General features: G+C 65.5%; 20 protein-coding genes and 1 pseudogene. 17 read left to right on the forward strand and 4 right to left on the reverse strand.

Going from position 1 to position 20,067, the window contains the following annotated elements; all coding sequences use genetic code 11:
* Positions 1–8: 8 nt before the first annotated feature.
* Positions 9–329, reverse strand: coding sequence for an antibiotic biosynthesis monooxygenase (locus E8E95_RS15305; RefSeq protein ID WP_280351523.1), 321 nt, complete (start codon positions 327–329; stop codon positions 9–11).
* Complete coding sequence (locus E8E95_RS15310) at positions 326–1,024, reverse strand: hypothetical protein (protein WP_280351526.1); 699 nt, start codon at positions 1,022–1,024, stop codon at positions 326–328. Before E8E95_RS15310 ends, E8E95_RS15305 begins: the two co-directional genes overlap by 4 nt.
* 100 nt (positions 1,025–1,124) lie before the next feature.
* Here E8E95_RS15310 and E8E95_RS15315 point away from each other — a divergent pair, with 100 nt between their 5' ends.
* The 6 genes from E8E95_RS15315 to E8E95_RS15340 all read left to right on the forward strand — a co-directional run bounded on the left by E8E95_RS15315 (position 1,125) and on the right by E8E95_RS15340 (position 6,122).
* Positions 1,125–2,018, forward strand: coding sequence for a LysR family transcriptional regulator (locus E8E95_RS15315; protein WP_280351527.1), 894 nt, complete (start codon positions 1,125–1,127; stop codon positions 2,016–2,018).
* A 62-nt stretch (positions 2,019–2,080) separates the two neighbouring features.
* Positions 2,081–2,611: an SRPBCC family protein gene (locus tag E8E95_RS15320; RefSeq protein WP_280351529.1), complete on the forward strand. Its 531-nt coding sequence runs from the start codon at positions 2,081–2,083 to the stop codon at positions 2,609–2,611.
* Positions 2,612–2,830: 219 nt separating this feature from the next.
* Positions 2,831–3,208, forward strand: coding sequence for a YciI family protein (locus E8E95_RS15325; protein WP_077525726.1), 378 nt, complete (start codon positions 2,831–2,833; stop codon positions 3,206–3,208).
* 31 nt (positions 3,209–3,239) lie between these two features.
* Positions 3,240–4,463, forward strand: coding sequence for an RNA polymerase sigma factor (locus tag E8E95_RS15330; RefSeq protein WP_280351748.1), 1,224 nt, complete (start codon positions 3,240–3,242; stop codon positions 4,461–4,463).
* A 117-nt stretch (positions 4,464–4,580) separates the two neighbouring features.
* The gene (locus E8E95_RS15335) at positions 4,581–5,024 is read left to right on the forward strand and encodes a nuclear transport factor 2 family protein (RefSeq protein WP_280351532.1); all 444 of its coding nucleotides are present in this window, start codon (positions 4,581–4,583) and stop codon (positions 5,022–5,024) included.
* Between the two features lie 237 nt (positions 5,025–5,261).
* The gene (locus tag E8E95_RS15340) at positions 5,262–6,122 is read left to right on the forward strand and encodes a LysR family transcriptional regulator (protein ID WP_280351534.1); all 861 of its coding nucleotides are present in this window, start codon (positions 5,262–5,264) and stop codon (positions 6,120–6,122) included.
* A 97-nt stretch (positions 6,123–6,219) separates the two neighbouring features.
* Here the strand turns inward: E8E95_RS15340 and E8E95_RS15345 are convergent, their stop codons facing one another.
* Positions 6,220–7,386 (reverse strand): CBS domain-containing protein, encoded by a 1,167-nt coding sequence (locus E8E95_RS15345; RefSeq protein WP_280351536.1) that lies wholly within the window; start codon positions 7,384–7,386, stop codon positions 6,220–6,222.
* 497 nt (positions 7,387–7,883) lie between these two features.
* Between E8E95_RS15345 and E8E95_RS15350 the strand changes: the two genes are divergently transcribed.
* The 10 genes and pseudogenes from E8E95_RS15350 (at position 7,884) to E8E95_RS15395 (ending at position 18,737) form a co-directional block, all read left to right on the forward strand.
* Complete coding sequence (locus tag E8E95_RS15350; RefSeq protein ID WP_280351538.1) at positions 7,884–9,107, forward strand: SfnB family sulfur acquisition oxidoreductase; 1,224 nt, start codon at positions 7,884–7,886, stop codon at positions 9,105–9,107.
* Between the two features lie 10 nt (positions 9,108–9,117).
* The gene (locus tag E8E95_RS15355) at positions 9,118–10,491 is read left to right on the forward strand and encodes an LLM class flavin-dependent oxidoreductase (protein WP_280351540.1); all 1,374 of its coding nucleotides are present in this window, start codon (positions 9,118–9,120) and stop codon (positions 10,489–10,491) included.
* Positions 10,488–11,153, forward strand: coding sequence for a methionine ABC transporter permease (locus E8E95_RS15360; RefSeq protein ID WP_280351542.1), 666 nt, complete (start codon positions 10,488–10,490; stop codon positions 11,151–11,153). The genes E8E95_RS15355 and E8E95_RS15360 overlap by 4 nt, the downstream gene beginning before the upstream one ends.
* Positions 11,154–11,247: 94 nt before the next feature.
* Positions 11,248–12,018: a MetQ/NlpA family ABC transporter substrate-binding protein gene (locus tag E8E95_RS15365; RefSeq protein ID WP_280351544.1), complete on the forward strand. Its 771-nt coding sequence runs from the start codon at positions 11,248–11,250 to the stop codon at positions 12,016–12,018.
* Positions 12,019–12,114: 96 nt separating this feature from the next.
* Positions 12,115–13,350, forward strand: coding sequence for an SfnB family sulfur acquisition oxidoreductase (locus E8E95_RS15370; protein ID WP_280351546.1), 1,236 nt, complete (start codon positions 12,115–12,117; stop codon positions 13,348–13,350).
* Between the two features lie 10 nt (positions 13,351–13,360).
* Positions 13,361–14,553 (forward strand): annotated as a pseudogene (locus E8E95_RS15375) (SfnB family sulfur acquisition oxidoreductase).
* Positions 14,553–16,022, forward strand: coding sequence for an LLM class flavin-dependent oxidoreductase (locus E8E95_RS15380; RefSeq protein WP_280351548.1), 1,470 nt, complete (start codon positions 14,553–14,555; stop codon positions 16,020–16,022). The pseudogene E8E95_RS15375 and the gene E8E95_RS15380 overlap by 1 nt, the downstream one beginning before the upstream one ends.
* 38 nt (positions 16,023–16,060) lie before the next feature.
* On the forward strand, positions 16,061–16,858 hold the full coding sequence (locus E8E95_RS15385; RefSeq protein ID WP_280351551.1) for a MetQ/NlpA family ABC transporter substrate-binding protein: 798 nt from the start codon (positions 16,061–16,063) through the stop codon (positions 16,856–16,858).
* Between the two features lie 162 nt (positions 16,859–17,020).
* Entirely contained in the window at positions 17,021–18,100 is a 1,080-nt protein-coding gene (locus E8E95_RS15390; protein ID WP_280351553.1) for an ATP-binding cassette domain-containing protein, read from the forward strand.
* Positions 18,084–18,737 carry a methionine ABC transporter permease gene (locus E8E95_RS15395; RefSeq protein ID WP_280351555.1) on the forward strand — a complete coding sequence of 218 codons (654 nt, stop codon included), beginning with the start codon at positions 18,084–18,086 and terminating at the stop codon, positions 18,735–18,737. Before E8E95_RS15390 ends, E8E95_RS15395 begins: the two co-directional genes overlap by 17 nt.
* A gap of 144 nt (positions 18,738–18,881) precedes the next feature.
* Here the strand turns inward: E8E95_RS15395 and E8E95_RS15400 are convergent, their stop codons facing one another.
* A complete protein-coding gene (locus E8E95_RS15400) occupies positions 18,882–19,298 on the reverse strand; it encodes an anti-virulence regulator CigR family protein (RefSeq protein WP_280351557.1) in 417 nt (138 codons plus the stop codon).
* A 234-nt stretch (positions 19,299–19,532) separates the two neighbouring features.
* Here E8E95_RS15400 and E8E95_RS15405 point away from each other — a divergent pair, with 234 nt between their 5' ends.
* A complete protein-coding gene (locus E8E95_RS15405) occupies positions 19,533–20,024 on the forward strand; it encodes a hypothetical protein (RefSeq protein WP_280351559.1) in 492 nt (163 codons plus the stop codon).
* The last annotated feature ends 43 nt before the right edge of the window (positions 20,025–20,067 follow it).

Here is a 20,067-nt window from a genome sequence, read left to right on the forward strand (position 1 = left end):
CACCGCGCTCAGACCTTGCCGTACTCCCGCTCGACGTGGGCCACGCGGGTGCGGAATGCGCGGTACCACTCTTCGCGTCCGCGTCGCTGCGCTTCCCGGTGTTCGGCCTGCATGCGCCAGTTGCGGATGTCGTCCTCGCTGCGCCAGTAGGACACCGTTATCCCCAGCCCGTCGGCGCCGCGTGCGGACTCCACGCCGAGGAAACCGGGTTGGTCGCCCGCCAGTTCCAGCATGCGCTCGGCGGTGGCGGCATAGTCCTGCTCGGTCTCACTGCGCAACGAGGTGAAGATCACCGCGTAGTAGGGTGGTTCCGGCGTCGAAGCAATCATCGCGCGTGCTCCTGGCAGGCATTGACGAAGGCGTGCACCAGCGGTGGCAGGCGGCCGATCAGCGCGGCGCGTTCCGGCTGGAACAGGGTGGCGATGAAGAAGGGATGGCCGTCCAGCTCCACGGCCCGTACCGCGCCGGCGGCGTCGGTGGCCGCGACCTTCAGGGGGCCTCGGGTCAGTTGCTCGCCGAAGGCGGGGTTCAGGCCGTAGCCGCAGAAGTAACCCTCGAAGGTTTCCCGGGCGCCGTAGGCCGCCGCCAGGCGCGATTCGGCTCGCAGCTCCACCCGCTCCAGGGTTTCCCGCAGGGCACAGGGCAGGGGGCTGATGACTGTGCGGGCGGCATCCGGATGGCTTTCGGCATGCTCGGCGTCGGCCCAGCCCAGGACGTTGCGCGCGTGCTCCAGCAGGGCGTACTGGAAGCCGCCGCAGGTGCCGAGAAAGGGCAGGGCATTGCATCGCGCGTGGTTAATAGCCATCAGCACCGCATCGGTGTCGCGATAGGGACTGCCGGGCACGCACCAGAGGCCGTCGAAATCGTCGAGATTGTGTTCACCGAGGCGCTCGGTCGCCAGCCAGATGCCTTCCACGGCGCGGCCGGAGGCGCGCGCGGCAAGTTCCAGAGCGTGAGGATTGGCCCGGTGCGCGGTGATGCTGTCGTCCCTGTCGCCGATCAGGCCGATGCGCAGTTGCTTCATCTCTGTCCTCCGTTTCCGGGCGCGGTTTGCGCCCGCACCGACCGACTATATAGTTGCGCAGAAGCAATCAATATTGGCGATTTGGCAAGGTGGGATTGCAGTGACGCAATACAAGATCGACCACGCCGACCTGGCACTGGTCCTCGCATTGGTCCGTGGCGGGACCCTGGCGCGGGCCGCCGAGCAGCTCAAGGTGGATGTCTCCACGGTCTTCCGCGCGCTGCGGCGCCTGGAGCAGGCACTGGGTAGCGTCCTGTTCGAGAAAAGCCGCGCCGGTTACCTGCCGAACGCGACGGCGCAATTGCTGGCACAGCAGGCCGAGCTGGCGGAGAAAGCGCTTGAAGCGGCGCGTCTGGGCCTGGAGCAGGGCCGCGAGGCCGTCAGCGGGACCTTGCGACTGACCTGCACCGACGCCGTCCTCCATGGCCTGTTGTTGCCCGCCCTGGCCCACTTCATGCCGGGGTATCCGGCGCTGGAACTGGAGCTGACCACCTCCAATGACTTCGCCAACCTCAGCCGCCGCGACGCCGACATCGCCCTGCGCCTGACCACAGCTCCGCCCGGTCATCTCGTGGGCCGCTGCCTGGGCCCGGTGCCCTACGTGCTCTGCGCGGCTGACGCTTATCTGGCGCGCTCGTCCGAGCGTGACCCGGCGCGCATGGCTTGGATCGCCCCCGACGACTTCCTGCCCAACCATCCCAGCCTGGTCTGGCGCCGCCAGCACTATCCCGACGTGCAGCCGATGCATCGCTGCAACAGCATGCTGTCGGTGGCGCACCTGGTGCGCGCCGGCCTCGGCGTGGCGGCGCTGCCGGAATACCTGGTGAATGGCGAAGCGGGGTTGCAGGTCCTCGAGGGCGATCTGCCCGGCTGCACCAGTGCGCTTTGGCTGCTGACCCGGCCGGACTGCCGTGCGCTGCGCTCGGTGATCACCCTGTTCGAGGAATTGGGACGTCATATTCGGCTTCCGGGCACCGCCGCGCAGAGCGGCTAACCTTGTTCTGGCAATGCTGCCCAAGTGCCAGTCCACCTGCCTGCAAGCCCCGGGAGGGCGCCATGATCAAAGCCATACTCGCGATCATCGTTATTGCGATACTCGGCGTGCTGGGGTACGCCGCGATCAGCCCGGATCATTTCCGCATCGAACGCACGACCACCATCGCGGCGCCGCCGGAAAAGGTCTTCCCGCTGATCAACGACCTGCACCAATGGAAGGCCTGGTCGCCCTGGGAAAAGCTCGATCCGGCACTCAAGCGCAGCTACAGCGGGCCGAAAGAAGGCGTCGGCGCCGCCTATGCCTGGCAGGGCAACAACGAAGTGGGCACCGGGCGCATGGAGATCACCCAGAGCGAGCCGGCCTCGAAGGTAGAGATCAAGCTGGACTTCCAGATGCCCTTCGAAGCCCACAACACCGCCGAGTTCAACCTCCAGCCGCAGAATGGCGGCAGCACCCAGGTCACCTGGGCCATGTATGGGCCGTCCCCCTATACCCACCGCTTGATGCAGGTTTTTTTCGACATGGATGACATGGTCGGCAGCAAGTTCGACCAGGGCCTGGTGAACCTCAAGGCCGCCGCCGAGAAATAACCTGAAACGGACCGCTCGGCCCCCGGGCGGGCCGGGCGAGCAGGGGGCGCTATCCTGATCCTCTCCTTGTGGGAGCGAATTCATTCGCGAATGAGTTCGCTCCCACAAGGCACGGTCAATCCTGACGAAGAACGGAATTTTCCATAGGCCCTGTCGATTCCTGCCACGGCCAAACGACCAATGGGTGTCAGTACCCCGCAGCCACCCGAGGAACCCATCATGAAATACCTGTGCCTGATCTATATCGAAGAAGCCAAGTTGGCCACCCTGACCGATGCCGACTACCAGGCCATCGCCGGTGAGTGCGTGGAATACACCGAACAACTCGCCGCCAGCGGCCATTACCTGGCGTCCAACGCGCTGGAGTCGGTGCGTACCGCCACTACTTTGCGCCTGCAGGGCGGTCGCGTGTCGATGACCGACGGCCCCTTCGCGGAAACCAAGGAGCAGCTCGGCGGCTTCTACCTGATCGAGGCGCGCGACCTCAACGAAGCGCTGCAGATCGCGGCGAAAATCCCACCGGCACGCCTGGGCTGCATCGAGGTGCGGCCGGTGCGCGAGCCTGAGGTTCGGCCGACCCTGGGTGCGGTCTCCTGATGCAACGGGGGGCCTGATGGAAGAGGCCGAACTGCGCCAGCGGGTCGAGGCGATCTATCGCAGCGACTCGCGTCGCGTCCTCGCCACGCTGATCCGGCTGCTGGGGGACTTCGACCTGGCTGAGGAAGCCCTGCACGACGCCTTCATCGCCGCCGTGCAGCAGTGGCCGCGGGACGGCATCCCGGCCAATCCGCGCGCCTGGCTGGTGTCGGCCGGCCGCTTCAAGGCCATCGACGGGCTGCGCCGGCGCGTCCGTTTCGACGCGTCCAAGCGCCATCTGCTGGCTGAACTGGAAGAGGCCGCCAGCGAGTTCGAGGAGGGCGAGGATGTGGAGGACGACCGCCTGCGGCTGATCTTCACCTGCTGCCACCCGGCGTTGCCCGCCGACGCCCAGGTGCCGTTGACCCTGCGCGAAGTCTGCGACCTGAAAACCGAAGAAATCGCCCACGCCTTCCTGAGTACGCCGTCCACCATCGCCCAGCGCATCGTCCGTGCCAAGGCGAAGATCCGCGACGCGCGCATTCCCTACCAGGTGCCGTCGCTCGCCGAGTTGCCGGAGCGGCTGGATAACGTCCTGCGGGTCATCTACCTGGTGTTCAACGAGGGTTATTCGGCCTCTTCCGGCGACTCCCTGACCCGTACCGATCTATCGGCCGAAGCCATTCGCCTGGCGCGACTGCTGCTGGAGCTGCTGCCGGACCCGGAAGTGATGGGGCTGCTGGCGCTGATGCTGCTGCACGACTCGCGCCGCACCGCACGCACCACCGACGATGGCGACCTGATCCTGCTGGATCAGCAGGACCGTTCCCGGTGGGACCGGGCGCAGATCGCGGAAGGCCTCGCCCTGGTGACGCAGGCCCTGGCCAGCCGGCGCGTCGGCGTCTATGTGCTGCAGGCCGCGATCAGCGCCGTGCATGCCCAGGCGGCGAGTGCCGAGCAGACTGACTGGGGGCAGATCGTCGGCCTCTACGATGTGCTGCAACGGCTGGTCCAGTCGCCGGTGGTGGCCCTCAATCGCGCGGTGGCCATCGCCATGCGCGATGGCCCCGAAGCGGGACTGGCGGAAGTGGATGCCCTGCTCGATGCCGGCGAACTCGGCGATTACCACCTGGCGCATACCACCCGCGCCGATTTCTGCCGTCGTCTCGGGCGCAAGACCGAGGCACGTGCGGCGTACCAGAGCGCACTGGCGCTGGTACGCCAGGAACCCGAGCGGCGCTTCATCGAGGGGCGCCTGCGTGAATTGGAGGAATGACGGCACCGTTCGTCGATCCCGGCGAAGGCGGTGTCGAAGCCGGACAGCGGCCCACGACTAAGGGTGAACCCACGGCATGCCGCCGACGGAACCCCTTCCGGAACCAGGAGACACACCATGAGCAGTGAAACCCTCAAGGCCACCGCAGAACTGGAAGTCCACGAAGTCTTCAACCAGTGGCTGAAGGCCGCCCGCGCCAAGAATGTGGACGCCATCCTGGCCTGCTATGCGGATGATGTGATCGCCTATGACGCGATCCTCAAATTGCAGTTCAAGGGCCTGGATGCCTACGGCCAGCATTGGCGCTACTGCATGGAAATGTGCGCCGGCGATGGCATCTTCGAACCGGCCGACCCGACCATTCAGGCCGACACCAACGTCGCCTTCCTGCACTGCCTGGTACGTTGCGGCGGCGAACAGGATGGCGAGGTGAAGACCAGCTGGATGCGCGGCACCCAGTGCTACGTCAAGCGCGGCGGGCAGTGGAAGATCGTCCACGAGCACTTCTCCGCGCCCTTCGACATGGAAAGCGGCAACGCCCTGTTCGATCTTCAACCCTGACCCTGGAAGCGGTCGCCGCCCGTAGGGTGGGCTTCAGCCCACCTCCGGAGGTCAGCGTGGGCTAAAGCCCACCCTACGACTCCAGCCACGGACCGGGACACGTAGGAGCGAGCTTGCTCGCGAACAGTCCGCGCACGATCTTTCGCGAGCAAGAACTCGGCGTCCCCCTCGCTCCTGCACACGACACGTCGCGCCAGCCGGTAAACTCGGTCAACCTTTCAGCACCTGAGCACATTCATGGATATCGACCTGGCGCGCACTTTCCTCGAGATCGTCCGTACCGGCAGTTTCGTCGCGGCGGCCGAGCGCTTGCACGTCACCCAGACCACCATCACCGCGCGGGTGCATAACCTCGAACAACAGCTGGATTGCCGGCTCTTCGTGCGCAATCGAGCGGGCGCGCGGCTGACTGCAGACGGTGAGGTGTTCGTCGCCTACGCCAACCAGCTGGTGCAGACCTGGGAAGCGGCCCGACGCGACCTACCGCTGCCCGAAGGCTATCGCGACGTACTCAACCTGGGCGGCGAAGTGAGCCTGTGCAGCCCGTTGGTGCTCAGTTGGGTGATCCGCCTGCGCGAGCGCATGCCATCCCACGCGGTACGTGCGGAAGTCGGCGAAGCGGGTCATCTGCAGCAGCAATTGCAGCGCGGTCTGCTGGATGCCGCGCTGGTCTATCGCCCGGACTACTGGCCAGGCCTGCAGGTGGAATTGTTGCTGGAGGAGAAGCTGGTCCAGGTGCGTTCGGCGACCAATCCCGAGCCCTACATCTACAACGACTGGGGCCCTGAATTTCGCCAGCGCCACGATGCCGCGATGCCCGAAAAGGCCAGCGCCGTGCTGTCCACCAACCTGGGGCCGCTGGCGCTGCACTACATCCTTCAGTGCGGTGGTTCCGGTTACTTCCGCGCCCGCGTGGTGCAAGGGCACCTGGACAACGGCGAGCTGGAACGGGTGGAGAAGGCACCGGAATTCACTTATCCCACCTACCTCGTCTACTCCCGCGAAAAGGATTCCCCTGCTTTGCGCCAGGCCATCGACCTGCTGCGCGAAGTCGTGAGCGAAGACATCGATTGGTCCCGGCGCTGGGACCCGATCTGAGAGCGAATCGTAGGATGGGTAGAGGTACGAAACCCATCATTACGGCGGCGATGGGTTTCGCTGCGCTCTACCGCATCCTACAGGTGCCCAGCCGTACTCAACTCGCCAGCTGAAACACGGGCTGCTGGTGCAGGTCCTGTAGCCAGTTGCGGTAGAGCGCGGCGATCAGGTCGCTCTGGCTGACGATGCCCACCACGCGGCCACTGTCGTCCAGCACCGGCAGGCAGTGCAGGCCCTGGTCGGACAGCAGCGACACCAGTTCCACCACCGGCGTGTCCACGGTCACGCAGCGTACCGGGCGGCTCATCAGCCGCGACACCGGTGCCTCGCGACGGGCGCGGAAGCGCTCGGCGAGGCTGCGCGGTGCGGCGCTGGCCGCGTGGCCGAGCAGGTCGGAGAGGGTCAGGATGCCCACCAGCTGCTGCTTGTCGTCCAGCACCGGAAGGGCTTTCAGATGATGCTGGTCGAGCAGGCGCCAGGCCTCGCTGACCGGTGCCTGGGGGCCGATGGTGCGCAGGTCGCGGGACATGATCTGCGCCGCCCGCAGGTCGCCCATGGTGCGACGCAACGCATGTTTCTCGGTGAGCTGGAGCAGGCGCTGGAGGTCATCGCGGGTCACGTCGACGAAGCTGCCGAACTCGGCCAGCGCGCGGTCCAGGTCAACTTCGGCGATTCCGTTGCGCTCCCCCGGCAAGGGATCGGCGGTCAGGTGTGGGCCGCTGGCAGGATGCGCCACTTTGCGCGGGTAGGGGACTCCGCTGAGGTTGTTGAAGAGCAGTGCGGTGTTCACCAGTACCACTGAACCCAGCAGTACCGGCAACAACAGATGCCAGCCGAGCGCAGAAAAGACCGGTCCACCGAGCGCAGCCCCCAGAGCGATGGCGCAGCTGGGCGGATGCAGGCAACGCAGGGCCTGCATGCTGACCAGGGCCAGGCCGAAGGCGGTTGCGGCGGTGGCCAATGGGGGCAGGCCCCAGTGGCTGACCAGCAAGCCGATGGCTGCCGCCAGCACATTGCCGGCGACCACCGGCCAGGGCTGGGCAACCGGGCTGGAGGTGACGGCGAACAGCAGCAGCGCAGAGGCGGAGAACGGTGCGATCAGGCGCAAGGCCAGGTCGGTACCGTATAGCTGGCTGCACACCAGCGCGGCGAGGAAAACGGCGATGCAGCCGCCAATGGCGGCGCGCAGCCACTCCCGTGGCGGGGCGTTACTGGCGTCCGGCAGCAGACGCTGCAGCCAGAGACGCAGAGGGTTCTGGGGCATGGGCATGACACTGGGCAGTTGATAAAGGGAGAGGCGGAGGCGCTGTACGGAAAGTGCCGATACCGGACGGCTTTTCGTACAGGCCCCTGGTCCTCTCAATCCCACTGGGGTGGGAGCTCCATCCTTGGATATGGAAATTTTTTCTCTCGCGCACGGTTCCTCGGGAGCCTGCTTGCGCAGGCCGGTCCGGGCCGGGCGTCGGGGATGGGGGCATGCTAAGGGGCGGAAAAATAGAAGGCTAATGAATGTTATTGCTCGTACGGTGCAAAAAAAATGCACTAAAGCGCTGGGGATGATCAACCTGTCTTTTCCTGCTTCAGGTGTTGCTCCAGCAACACCTGACCAGCAAGTTGCCTGCTTAATTCAGGCTCGTCTGTTGATGAAAAATATTAAGCAATTGATTTATAAGGAAAAACAAAACTGGCACGGGTGCTGCTTTATCCCTCTGCAAGCAAGGTCGCGACTGTTCGCGGCGAAACAGCAGTGCAGAGAGCCCCATGTCGCAATCCCCGATTTCCGCCCAGTACTCCATCGGTATCCCCGACGCCCAGATCATCCGTAGCGATGCCCAGGCCATCGAGGTGGCCCATCGCGTCGCAGCCTTCCTGCTGGAGGGGGACGCCGAGCGCGACCGCACCCGCCAGGTCCCATCAGAAGTGGTGGACGTGTTTTCCAATAGCGGCCTCTGGGGCATCACGGTGCCCAAGGTGTTCGGCGGCGCCGAGGTGAGCTACGCCACCCTGGCGGAAGTGATCGCCATTATCTCGGCCGCCGACGCCTCCCTCGGACAGATTCCGCAGAACCACTATTGCCTGCTGGAAGACATCCGCCTGCAAGGCACCTATGACCAGAAGCGCTTCTTCTTCGGCCTGGCGCTGAAGGGCAACCGCTTCGCCAATGCGCTGTCGGAAACCGGCGGCAAGAACGTGCAGGACATCCAGACCCGCATCCGCCGTGAAGGTGACGCCCATGTCATCAACGGTCGCAAGGGCTACTGCACCGGCTCGCTCTACGCCCATTGGCTGGCGGTGCTGGCCGTGGACGAGGACGACAAGGCCCAACTGGCCTTCGTTCCCCGTGGCAGCGAAGGGCTGGTGATCGTCGACGACTGGTCCAGCATCGGCCAACGCAACACCTCCAGCGGCACGGTGCTGGCCGAGGACCTGCGCGTCCCGGCGACGAACCTGTTCCCCACCTACCGTTCCTACGAGAGTCCGACCCTGGCCGGCCCGTTCGCCCAGATCACCACTGCGGCCATCGATGCCGGGATCGCCCGTGCGGCCCTGCGAGACACCATCGCCTTCGTCCGTGACCACGCCCGCCCCTGGATCGATGCCGGAGTGGAGAAGGCCAGCGAGGACCCACTGACCATCATCCAGGTGGGCAACCTGGGGATTCGCCTGGAGGCCGCCGAAGCTTTGCTGGAACGTGCCGGCAAGGTGATGGACGCCGCCCGCCCGGCGCCGGATGAGGACAATGTGGCCGCCGCTTCGGTCGCCGTGGCCAAGGCCAAGGTGCTGACCACCGAAATCGCCATCGAAGCCTCCAACAAGCTGTTCGAACTGGGCGGCACCCGCTCCACGCTGGCGCGCCACAACCACGATCGTCACTGGCGCAATGCCCGCGTGCACACGCTGCACGACCCTGTGCGCTGGAAGTACCACGTGGTCGGCAACTGGCTGCTCAACGGCGTGAAGCCGCCGCGTCACGACTGGTCCTGAGGCGCGCGACATGAGCAAGCAGATCCGCCTCAACGCCTTTGCCATGAACGCCGTGGGCCATCTGTCCCCCGGCCTCTGGCGCCACCCGCGCGACCAGGCGCGGCGCTACACCGATATCCACTACTGGATCGACCTGGCGCAAACCCTGGAGCGCGGCAAGATCGACGGCCTGTTCCTCGCCGACGTGCTGGGCGTCTACGACGTCTACCAGGGCGGCCCGGAGCAGGCCCTGCGCAATGCCGCCCAGGTGCCGGTAAACGACCCGCTGCTGCTGGTGCCGGCCATGGCCGCCGCCACCCGGCACCTGGGTTTCGGCGTCACCGCTTCGGTGTCCTTCGAGCATCCGTACCCATTCGCCCGGCGCATGAGCACGCTGGACCACCTCACCGGTGGCCGCGCCGGCTGGAACATCGTCACCTCCTACCTGGAGAGCGGCGCGCGCAACATCGGTCTCAAGCAGCAGCTCAACCATGAGCAGCGCTACGCCTTGGCAGGGGAATACCTGGAGGTCTGCTACAAGCTCTGGGAGGCCAGCTGGGACGAGGACGCAGTGGTCGCCGACGTGGAAAGCGGCGTCTATGCGGACCCGGCGAAGGTGCACCCCATCGCCCATGAGGGCGCGCACTTCCAGGTGCCCGGCTTCCACCTCAGCGAGCCATCGCCGCAGCGCACTCCGGTGCTCTACCAGGCCGGCGCTTCCAATCGGGGCAAGGCCTTCGCCGCCGCCAATGCCGAGTGCGTGTTCGTCGCCGCGCCCACCCGCCACATCCTGCGCAACCAGGTGACCGACTTGCGCCGTCAGGCCGAGTTGGCCGGGCGCAAGGGCAGCGACATCAAGGTGTTCAACCAGCTCACGGTCATCGTCGCGCCCACTGATGCCGAGGCCCAGGCGAAATGGCGCGAGTACCGCGAGTTCGCCAGCCATGACGGCGCCCTGACGCTGATGTCCGGCTGGACCGGCATCGACTTTGGCCAGTACGCGCCGGACCAGGTACTGCGTCAGGTCGAGAGCAACGCGATCCAGTCGGCGGTGGATGCCTTCACCGCGGCGGACCCGAGCCGTACCTGGACCACCGCCGAGATCGCCGACTACTGCGCCCTGGGTGGCGACGGCCCGCTGCTGGTGGGGTCGCCGAAAAGCGTGGCTGATGAGCTGCAGGCCTGGGTGGAAGAGACCGACGTGGACGGTTTCAACCTGTCCAGCATCGTCGCGCCGGAAACCTTCGTGGATATCGTTGACCTGCTGGTGCCCGAGCTACAGGCCCGCGGTCTGTTCAAGCGCGACTACGAAGACGGCAGCCTGCGCCACAAGCTGTTCGGCCAGGGCGACCGCCTCGCTGAGCCGCACCCGGCCGCACGACTACGGGGGAGGGCGGGGCGATGAACGAACTACTCGCCAACCTCGACTGGGTGGAGATCGGCCAGGCCTGCCTCGACACGCTGACCATGCTAGCGCTGGCGCTCGGCTTCACCGTGCTGCTGGGCCTGCCGCTGGGCGTGCTGCTGTACCTCACCGGCAAGAAGCAAATGCATGAGAAGCCGGGTTTCTACCGCTTCGCCTCGGCGCTGGTGAACATGCTGCGTTCGCTGCCTTTCATCATCCTGCTGATCGTGATGATCCCGCTGACCACGCTGCTCACCGGCACCTCCCTCGGTGTTGCCGGAGCTATTCCGCCACTGGTGGCCGGCTGCACGCCGTTCTTCGCGCGGCTGGTGGAAACCGCCCTGCGCGAAGTGGATCGCGGCCTGGTGGAGGCTACCCAGGCGATGGGTGCCAGCACCTGGCAGATCATCTGGCACACCTTGCTGCCGGAAGCCCGCACCGGGCTGATCGCCGCCGTGACCGTCACCGCCATCGTGCTGGTGGATTACACCGCCATGGCCGGCGTCATTGGTGGCGGCGGTCTGGGCGACCTGGCCATCCGCTTCGGCTACCAGCGTTTCCAGACCGACGTGATGGTGGTCACCGTGGCCCTGCTGGTCCTGCTGGTGCAGGCCCTGCAGATGAGCGGCGACCGCCTGGTGATCCGCTACAGCCGCCGCTGAATTCCCGCCGCAGGGCAGCCGGCATCCGCTGCCCAATCCCGGCCTCACGTCTACCCCACGACGGCCAACCCATTACTGCCCAGGAGCATTTGCAATGAAAAAAGCCATCGCCATTCTGGCCGCCGTCGTCGCCTTCTCTGCCCAAGCCGGCGAGAAACTGGTGGTCGGCGCCACGCCGGTTCCCCACGCGGAAATCCTCGAGTTCATCAAACCCACCCTGGCCAAGGAAGGCGTGGACCTGGACATCAAGGTCTTCACCGACTTCATCCAGCCCAACGTGCAGCTGGCCGAGAAGAACCTCGACGCCAACTATTACCAGTACCGGCCTTTCCTCGATGAGTTCAACAAGAGTCGCCACACCAACCTGGTGCCGGTGGTGGGCATCCACATCGAGCCCTTCGGCGCCTACTCCACCAAGATCAAGAAACTCGACGAGCTGAAGGACGGCGCCTCCGTCGCCATCCCCAACGACCCGGTGAACACCGGTCGCGCCCTGGTGCTGCTGCACGAGGCTGGCCTGATCAAGCTCAAGGACCCGAGCAACACCCTGGCCATCCAGCGCGACATCGCCGAGAACCCGAAGAAGCTGAAGATCCGTGAACTGGAAGGCGCCCTGCTGGCCCGTTCCGTGAGCCAGGTGGACCTGGCTTTCGTCTTCGCCAACTACGCCCTGGAAGCCGGCATCGACACCAACAGCGCGCTGATTGTCGAGAAGGGCAAGGACCTCTATGCCGAGTTCCTCGTCGCCCGTCCGGACAACCTCCAGGACCCGGGCCTGCAGAAGCTGGCCAAGGCCCTGAACTCGCCGGAAGTCCGCCAGTTCATCGTCACCCGCTACAAGGGCCAGATCGCCCCGGCGTTCTGATTCCCCAGCCTCGCGCCGCTTGCCTCCCCTCGCCCTTCAGGGAGAGGGGCCGGGGGAGAGGGCCGGGCGCAACTCTGCAATCGAAGGCCACACCGCATGACAAACGAAACCGCACACCACGCATTTCGTGATGAAGCTCCGCCGTTACTCCCGGCTGCGCTGATCGAAAACGACGCACAGGCCCTGCAAGCCGCTCATGAGGTGGCGAAGCTGGCCAGGGAACAGGCTGCACAACGGGACCGCGACCGCCTGCTGCCCTGGCGCGAGCTGGAGCTTTTCACTCGCCTGGGGTTGGGGGGCATCCGCATTCCGCGCGCCTACGGCGGGGCCGAAGTGTCCTACGTCACCCTCGCCGAGGTATTCCGCATTATCTGCGCCGCCGACCCGGCACTGGGGCAGATTCCACAGAACCAGTTCGGCCTGCTCAGCGTGGTCGAGAACGTCGGTAACGAGGAGCAGAAGCGCAAGGTCTTCGCCGGCATTCTCGCGGGGCGCCGCCTGGCCAATGCGGGCCCGGAGCGCAATACGAAACACACGCTGGAGATCAAGGCCCGCATCACCCGCAGCGACGACGGCCTGAAGGTCAGCGGGGAGAAGTTCTATTCCACCGGCGCGCTGTTCGCCCATTGGGTGGCGGTCAAGGCCATCGACGATAACGGCGTCGGCGTGCTTGGTCTGGTGGAGCGCGGCGTACCGGGATTGCGCATCGTCGACGACTGGTCCGGCTTCGGCCAGCGCACCACTGCCAGCGGTACGGTGTTGCTGGACCGGGCACCGGTCGCCGACGACCTGGTTTTCCACAACAGCCGCCTGGCCGAGGTGCCAAGCATCCAGGGCGCGCTGTCGCAATTGATCCAGGCCGCCATCGATGCCGGTATTGCGGAAGCGGCCATCGACGACGCCATCGCCTTCATCCGCGAACGTTCGCGTCCTTGGGTGGATGCCGGCGTCGAGCGAGCCAGCGAAGAGCTCTACACCATCGCCGAGATCGGTCGTTTGAAGGTCGAGCTGAATGCGGCCATTGCTCTGCTGGAGCGCGCCGGCCAGGTACTGGACGAAGTGGCCGCGGCCCCCATCGATGACGAGTCTGCCGCTCGCGCCTCTATCGCGGTAGCCGAAGCCAAAGTCCTGACCACCGAGGTATCGCTGCTCGCCAGCGAGAAGCTCTTCGAGCTGGCCGGCAGCCGTGCCAGCCTCGCCGAGTTCAACCTCGACCGCCATTGGCGCAACGCCCGCGTCCACACCCTGCACGACCCGGTGCGCTGGAAGGTCCAGGCCGTTGGTGCCTGGCATCTCAATGGCGCCAGGCCGGCCCGCCATTCCTGGATTTGAGGAGTTCTCCATGACTTTGCCGCAACCCGCACCGGTGGCCAGTGTCGCCATCATCCGCGACGATGCCGAAGCCCTCGACGTGGCCCGCCGTATCGCCGCCGAGTTCAAGCCCGGCGCCGCCGCACGCGACCGTGACCGGCGCCTGCCCCATGAGGAACTCGACGTCTTCACCCGCTCTGGTCTCTGGGGCATCAGCGTGCCGCGCGAATACGGTGGTGCCGGCGTCTCGCGGGTCACCCTGGCCCGCGTCATCGCCATCATCAGCGCCGCGGATGCGTCCCTCGGACAGATTCCGCAGAACCATTTCTACGCCCTGGAAGTGCTCCGCGTGAATGGCAGCAAGACCCAGCAACGGCGGTTGTTCGCCGCGGCACTGGCAGGCCAGCGCTTCGGCAACGCCCTGGCGGAGATCGGTACGCGCACTGCCAATGACCGCAATACCCGGTTGATCCGAGAAGGTGCGGGATACCGCATCAATGGCCGCAAGTTTTACTGCACCGGTGCCCTCTACGCCGACCGGGTGCCCACCCTGGTGGTGGGTACCTGGCCTTCGTCCCGCGCAATGCGCCCGGTCTGACGGTGATCGATGACTGGTCCGGCTTCGGCCAGCGCACCACCGGCAGCGGCTCGGTGGTGTTCGAGAACGTGCCGGTGCGCACCGAGGACCTGGTGTCCTTCCAGGACGCCTTCGAGCGGCCGACGACCGTCGGCCCCTTCGCGCAGATCCTGCACGCGGCCATCGATGCCGGCATTGCCCGCGCCGCTTATGAGGACGCCCTGGAGTTCGTGCGGACCCGTTCGCGGCCGTGGATCGACTCGGGTGTGGACAAGGCCAGCGACGATCCGCTGACCATCCAGGAATTCGGCCGCCTGGCGATCCGCCTGCACGCTGCCGAGGCCATCCTCGACCGTGCCGGCCGCCTGCTGGATGCCGCCACCGCGCAGCCGAACGCCGACAGCGTGGCGGCTGCGTCCATCGGCGTGGCCGAAGCCCGTGCGCTGACCACCGAGGTGTCGCTTGCCGCTGGCAGCAAGCTGTTCGAGCTGTCCGGCACCCGCGCCAGCCTCGCCGAGCACAACCTCGACCGCCACTGGCGCAATGCCCGCGTGCACACGCTGCACGACCCGGTGCGCTGGAAGTACCACGCGGTGGGCAACTTCTACCTCAACGACAAGCTGCCACCGCGCCGGGGGACGATCTGATGGCGCGCAAGCAGATCCTCCTCAACGCCTTCAACATGAACTGCGTCGGGCACATCAACCACGGACTCTGGACCCACCCGCGCGACCGCTCGGCCGAGTACCGCAAGCTCTCCTACTGGACCGAGCTGGCGCAGTTGCTGGAGCGCGGCCTGTTCGATGGCCTGTTCCTGGCGGATATCGTCGGGGTCTACGACGTCTACCAGGGCAATGTGGACCTGACCCTGAAGGAGAGCATCCAGCTTCCGGTCAACGACCCACTGCTGCTGGTTTCCGCCATGGCCGGGGTGACTCGTCACCTGGGCTTCGGCCTCACCGCCAACCTGAGCTATGACGCGCCGTACCTGTTCGCCCGACGCCTGTCGACACTGGACCACCTCACGGATGGCCGGGTCGGCTGGAACATCGTCACCGGCTACCTGGAAAGCGCCGCCCGCGCCATGGGGCTGACGCAGCAGGTGGAACACGACCGCCGCTACGACCAGGCCGACGAGTACCTGGAGGTGCTCTACAAACTCTGGGAAGGCAGTTGGGAAGAGGGCGCGGTGATCAATGACCGCCAGCGCCGCATCTATGCCCAGCCGGAGAAGGTGCACAAGGTTCGTCACCAGGGTGAGTTCTTCAATGTGGAGGGCTACCACCTTTGCGAGCCCTCGCCGCAGCGCACGCCGGTGCTGTTCCAGGCCGGCGCCTCGACACGCGGTCTGCGCTTTGCCGGCGAGCACGCCGAGTGCGTGTTCATCGGCGGCAACAACAAAGCCGCCACCCGCGCCCAGGTCGACAAGGTGCGCGCCGCCGCCCAGGCCGCCGGCCGCGATCCGCAGGCGGTGAAGGTATTCATGGGCATCAGCGTGATTGTCGCGCCGACGCAAGCCCAAGCGCGCGCCAAGCATGCCGAGTACCTGTCCCACGCCAGCGCCGAGGCGGGCGTGGCACATTTCGCCAGCTCCACGGGTATCGACTTTTCCCGCTTCGAGCTGGACGAGCCGATTCCCTATGTGAAAACCAACGCCATCGAATCCGCCGCCAGCAAGCTCAAGGACAACAGCCTGACCCGCCGCCAATTGCTGGAACAGCACGCCCTGGGCGGGCGCTACATCCTGCTGGTGGGCTCGCCCACGCAGGTGGCCGACGAGCTGCTGGCCTGGATCGACGAGACCGGCCTCGACGGCTTCAACCTCACCCGCATCGTCACCCCGGAAAGCTACGCGGACTTCATCGACCTGGTGGTGCCGGAGCTTCAGGCGCGCGGCGCGTACAAGACGGCGTATGCCGAAGGCACCTTGCGACGGAAGTTGTTTGGCGTGGGCGACCGGCTGCCGGCAGACCACAAGGGCGTCCGTTTCGCCCGTGCTGCTCCTGCTTTTCCTGTGGGGGCGAATTCATTCGCTATGCAGGCCGAAGGCCTGTCCCTCAGCAATTCAGGGAGCGCTGCGCGCTCCTCAGCGAATGAATTCGCCCCCACAAGGTAATTGCCAACCTATTCCCCCGTTACTCAAGGACTAAAGACATGCCCAAACACCTCCTCAAAACCCTCACCCTCGGCCTGCTCCTGGCCTCCGGTATCACCCACGCCACCGACTCCAAGGTCCTCAAGGTCGGCACCACCGCTGCCTTCGCCCCGCCCCTGGAAGTGGCGGTGGAAGAGGCCGCGAAGAAAGGCCTGAAAGTGGAACTGGTGGAATTCACCGACTGGAACTCGCCGAACATCACCCTGGCTGCCGGCGACATCGACGTGAACTACTTCCAGCACACGCCATTCCTGGAAAACGCCAAGAAGGAAGGCGGCTTTGCCCTCAAGCCCTTCGCGCCCGGCGTGATCAACAACGTCGGTCTGTACTCGAAGAAGTACAAGGCCATCGCCGACTTGCCGGAAGGCGCCAAGGTGGCCATCGCCAATGACCCCATCAATGGCGGGCGCGGCCTGCAACTGCTGCAGAAGGCCGGGCTGCTGAAGCTCAAGGATGGCGTCGGCTACAAGGCGACCCTGGACGACATCGTCGAGAACCCGAAAAAGATCGACATCATCGAGCTGGAGGCCGTGCAACTGGTGCGCGCCCTGGATGACGTCGACCTGGCCCAGGGCTACCCGCACTACATCCGCCTGGCCGGCACCCTCGATGCCAACAGCGCCCTGCTGTTCGATGGCATCGAGAACAAGGAATACATCATCCAGTTCGTCACCCGCGCCGATTACCAGGACGACGGCCGCCTGGGCGAGTTCGTGGACATCTACCAGCACTCGCCGCAGGTGCGCGCTGCGCTGGATAAGGCACACGGCAAGCTTTACCAGCCGGGCTGGGAATAAGCAGGAGGAGCCCGCTTTTTGTGGGGGCGATTTCAATCGCTAAGCGAACCGCAGGTTCGCCCTTGGGATTGCCAGGGGGCAGCTGCGCTGTCCATCGCGAATGAATTCGTCCCCACAGAAGAGCAATCGGCTCCCCATCTATACGGAACAGAGAGGCCCTAAATGGTCAGTTTCAACCGCAACATCAGCCTGGACCTGTCGCATATCCGCCTGCAGGGACTGGGCAAGGCCTATCAGGGCAGCAAGGGGCCGGTGCAGGCGCTGCAAGGCATCGACCTGGAAATCCGTCGGGGTGAAGTGTTCGGCATCATCGGCCGCAGCGGCGCGGGCAAGTCGTCGCTGATTCGCACCCTCAATCGCCTGGAAAAGCCCACCAGCGGCCAGGTGGTGATCGACGAAGACGACATCGGCCAGTTCGACGAGAAGCAGCTTGTGCTGCTGCGTCGCCGCGTCGGCATGATCTTCCAGCACTTCAACCTGATGTCGGCCAAGACCGTCTGGCAGAACGTTGTCCTGCCGCTGAAAGTCGCCGGCGTGCCCAAGGCCGATATCGAGCGCAAGGTCAGCGAGCTGCTGGAGCTGGTGGGACTCGCGGACAAGCGCGATGCCTACCCGGCACAACTCTCGGGGGGGCAGAAGCAGCGCGTCGGCATTGCCCGTGCGCTGGTGCATCAGCCGGAAATCCTGCTGTGCGACGAAGCCACCTCGGCACTGGACCCGGAAAGCACCCAGGCCATCCTTGCCCTGCTGCGCGATATCAACAAGCGCCTGGGCCTGACCATCGTTCTGATCACCCACGAGATGGCGGTGATCCGTGAAATCTGCGACCGCGTGGTGGTGCTGGAGCGTGGCCAGGTGGTGGAGCATGGCGAAGTCTGGCGCGTGTTCGGCGACCCCCAGCACGACGTGACCCGCACCCTGTTGGGTACCCTGCGCCACGACCTGCCGGAGGACCTGCTGGCGCGGCTGCTCAGCCAGCCTGCCGACGGCGCGAACGAACTGCTGCTGGACCTGCATTTCACTGGCGCCAGTGGCCGCGAGCCGGACCTGTTGGCCATCGCCCAGGCTCTGGGTACGCGGGTGAGCCTGGTGCATGGCGGCATCGACCGCATCCAGGGACGCGCCCAGGGCCATCTGCTGCTCAGCGCTACGCTGGCGGGACAGGGCGGGCTGGACCTGCTGGAACGGGCGCGGCCCCTGGCGGACAAGGCGGAGGTGCTCGGCTATGTCGCCCATGCTTGACCGGCTGCTGCAGGGCATCCTCGACACCTTGCTGATGATCGGCGCTTCCTCGCTGATCGTGCTCCTGGTGGGAATTCCCCTGGCCCTGGTGCTGGTCACCACCGGTCCTGGCGGCATCTTCGAAGCCCGCACGCTGAACCGCACGCTGGGTAGCGTGGTGAACGTGCTGCGTTCGATCCCGTTTCTGATCCTGATGGTGGCGCTGATTCCCTTCACTCGCCTGATCGTCGGCACCAGCTACGGGGTATGGGCCGCGGTGGTGCCGCTGACCATCGCCGCCACGCCGTTCTTCGCGCGCATTGCCGAAGTCAGCCTGCGCGAGGTGGATTTCGGCCTGGTGGAGGCGGCCCAGGCGATGGGCTGCCAACGGCATCACATCATCTGGAACGTGCTGTTGCCGGAAGCGCGGCCGGGCATCGTTGGCGGCTTCACCATTACCCTGGTGACCATGATCAACTCGTCCGCCATGGCCGGTGCCATTGGGGCCGGTGGGCTGGGCGATCTGGCCTACCGCTACGGTTACCAGCGCTTCGACACGCAGATCATGCTGACGGTGATCATCCTGCTGGTGGTGCTGGTGACCCTGATCCAGTTTGGCGGGGATCGTTTGGCGCGGTTGTTGAACAAGCGGGCGTAGGCCGCGCATCCGGAATCCCAAAGCGCTTTTGTAGGGCCGCTATGCGGCCCTTCGCGAATGAATTCGCTCCCACACAAACAACGAGCAGTAGGGTGGGCTTCAGCCCACCCTACGAGAGACTCCTGCAGAGGAGGGGGAAGGCCATCAATCCATCACGTCTTGCAGCACTTCGTAGATGATCCCGGTGGCCACCGCGACCAGGATCAGGTCGGTGCCGGCGCGGACCCAGTCGTAACCCTCGTAGTGGGGCAGGCGGTTGACGAGTCGACCATCCAGTTTCTTGGCGATCCCCGGGGGCAGTGGCTTGCCGCGTGCCAGGTTTTTCTGGATACCCGGCGGCAGGGCCTGGGCCGGACCCCAGTAGTCGCGATTGTCGTCGAGGATGATGCGAATACCGCCGATATCCACCTGTGGGCCACCGGACCAATTGCTGCCTTGCGAAGAACTCGAACTGCCCTTGTCGTGCCCCTTGCCTTTCCCCGAGTCCGCGAGCAGGGCAGGCGAGCCGGTGATCAGGGCAAGGCTGGTCAGGGTGGCGATGAGAGTGCGGGTTCTGGTCATTTCCGTGGCCTCCATGAAGGACATTTCCCTGTGACGATGGACTGCGAAAGCAGGGGTGAGTGCCGCAACTATTGCAGAAAATCCGCTTCTGCGAGCTGCCGGAAACATGAACCGGTTCAAAGCGCGTAAACCCTTTGCCCCATGGGCGTCTCCACTTGTCGTCCGGCGTTGAACCGGCGCACCTCTTCGAAGTCTCACGGCATACCGTGAAAGAAAGCCCGTGGAGGCTCCAAATTGATCAATAAGAAAACCCTGTTGGCCGCGGCCACCTGTGCGATGGTCCTTGCGGCGGGTACGGTGCTGCCCGGCGGCGCATCCCTGATCGACTCCGCCTATGCCCGTGGCAATGGCGGCGGTAATGGGGGCGGCAATGGGGGTGGCAACGGCGGTGGACACGGTGGTGGTCATGGCGGCGGCTTTGGCGGCGGCGTTGGTGGCGGTCATGCCGGCAGCCACGACGGCAAGGGTAACGGTTACGGCAAGAGCGCCGACCACACGGGCAAGGCTACCCGCAATGGTGAGGACAAGGGCAACCGCTACGGCAGCCTGCGCAATGACGACAACGGCCACGGCTATGCGACGTCCGCCGTGGCCCGTGACAAGGACAGTCGCGGCCTGGCCAACGCACGTGCCGTGTCCGAGACTACGCCGGGCGACCACAACGCCCACGGACGTGATCGGGCTGAAGCCTCTTCGAGCAAGAACGACGGCAAGAGCCATCGCTAGGCAAGAGCCATCGCCAGAAATGAAAAGGGGCAACCAGTTGGTT

The sequence above is a fragment of the Pseudomonas sp. BN414 genome, from assembly GCF_029871275.1.
Lineage (GTDB): Bacteria > Pseudomonadota > Gammaproteobacteria > Pseudomonadales > Pseudomonadaceae > Metapseudomonas > Metapseudomonas resinovorans_C.

Coding starts and splice junctions, on each gene's coding strand:
- E8E95_RS15305 (WP_280351523.1), bottom strand. CDS start 329: ATGATTGCTTCGACGCCGGAACCACCCTACTACGCGGTGATCTTCACC.
- E8E95_RS15310 (WP_280351526.1), bottom strand. CDS start 1,024: ATGAAGCAACTGCGCATCGGCCTGATCGGCGACAGGGACGACAGCATC.
- E8E95_RS15320 (WP_280351529.1), top strand. CDS start 2,081: ATGATCAAAGCCATACTCGCGATCATCGTTATTGCGATACTCGGCGTG.
- E8E95_RS15325 (WP_077525726.1), top strand. CDS start 2,831: ATGAAATACCTGTGCCTGATCTATATCGAAGAAGCCAAGTTGGCCACC.
- E8E95_RS15335 (WP_280351532.1), top strand. CDS start 4,581: ATGAGCAGTGAAACCCTCAAGGCCACCGCAGAACTGGAAGTCCACGAA.
- E8E95_RS15340 (WP_280351534.1), top strand. CDS start 5,262: ATGGATATCGACCTGGCGCGCACTTTCCTCGAGATCGTCCGTACCGGC.
- E8E95_RS15345 (WP_280351536.1), bottom strand. CDS start 7,386: ATGCCCCAGAACCCTCTGCGTCTCTGGCTGCAGCGTCTGCTGCCGGAC.
- E8E95_RS15350 (WP_280351538.1), top strand. CDS start 7,884: ATGTCGCAATCCCCGATTTCCGCCCAGTACTCCATCGGTATCCCCGAC.
- E8E95_RS15355 (WP_280351540.1), top strand. CDS start 9,118: ATGAGCAAGCAGATCCGCCTCAACGCCTTTGCCATGAACGCCGTGGGC.
- E8E95_RS15360 (WP_280351542.1), top strand. CDS start 10,488: ATGAACGAACTACTCGCCAACCTCGACTGGGTGGAGATCGGCCAGGCC.
- E8E95_RS15365 (WP_280351544.1), top strand. CDS start 11,248: ATGAAAAAAGCCATCGCCATTCTGGCCGCCGTCGTCGCCTTCTCTGCC.
- E8E95_RS15370 (WP_280351546.1), top strand. CDS start 12,115: ATGACAAACGAAACCGCACACCACGCATTTCGTGATGAAGCTCCGCCG.
- E8E95_RS15380 (WP_280351548.1), top strand. CDS start 14,553: ATGGCGCGCAAGCAGATCCTCCTCAACGCCTTCAACATGAACTGCGTC.
- E8E95_RS15385 (WP_280351551.1), top strand. CDS start 16,061: ATGCCCAAACACCTCCTCAAAACCCTCACCCTCGGCCTGCTCCTGGCC.
- E8E95_RS15390 (WP_280351553.1), top strand. CDS start 17,021: ATGGTCAGTTTCAACCGCAACATCAGCCTGGACCTGTCGCATATCCGC.
- E8E95_RS15395 (WP_280351555.1), top strand. CDS start 18,084: ATGTCGCCCATGCTTGACCGGCTGCTGCAGGGCATCCTCGACACCTTG.
- E8E95_RS15400 (WP_280351557.1), bottom strand. CDS start 19,298: ATGACCAGAACCCGCACTCTCATCGCCACCCTGACCAGCCTTGCCCTG.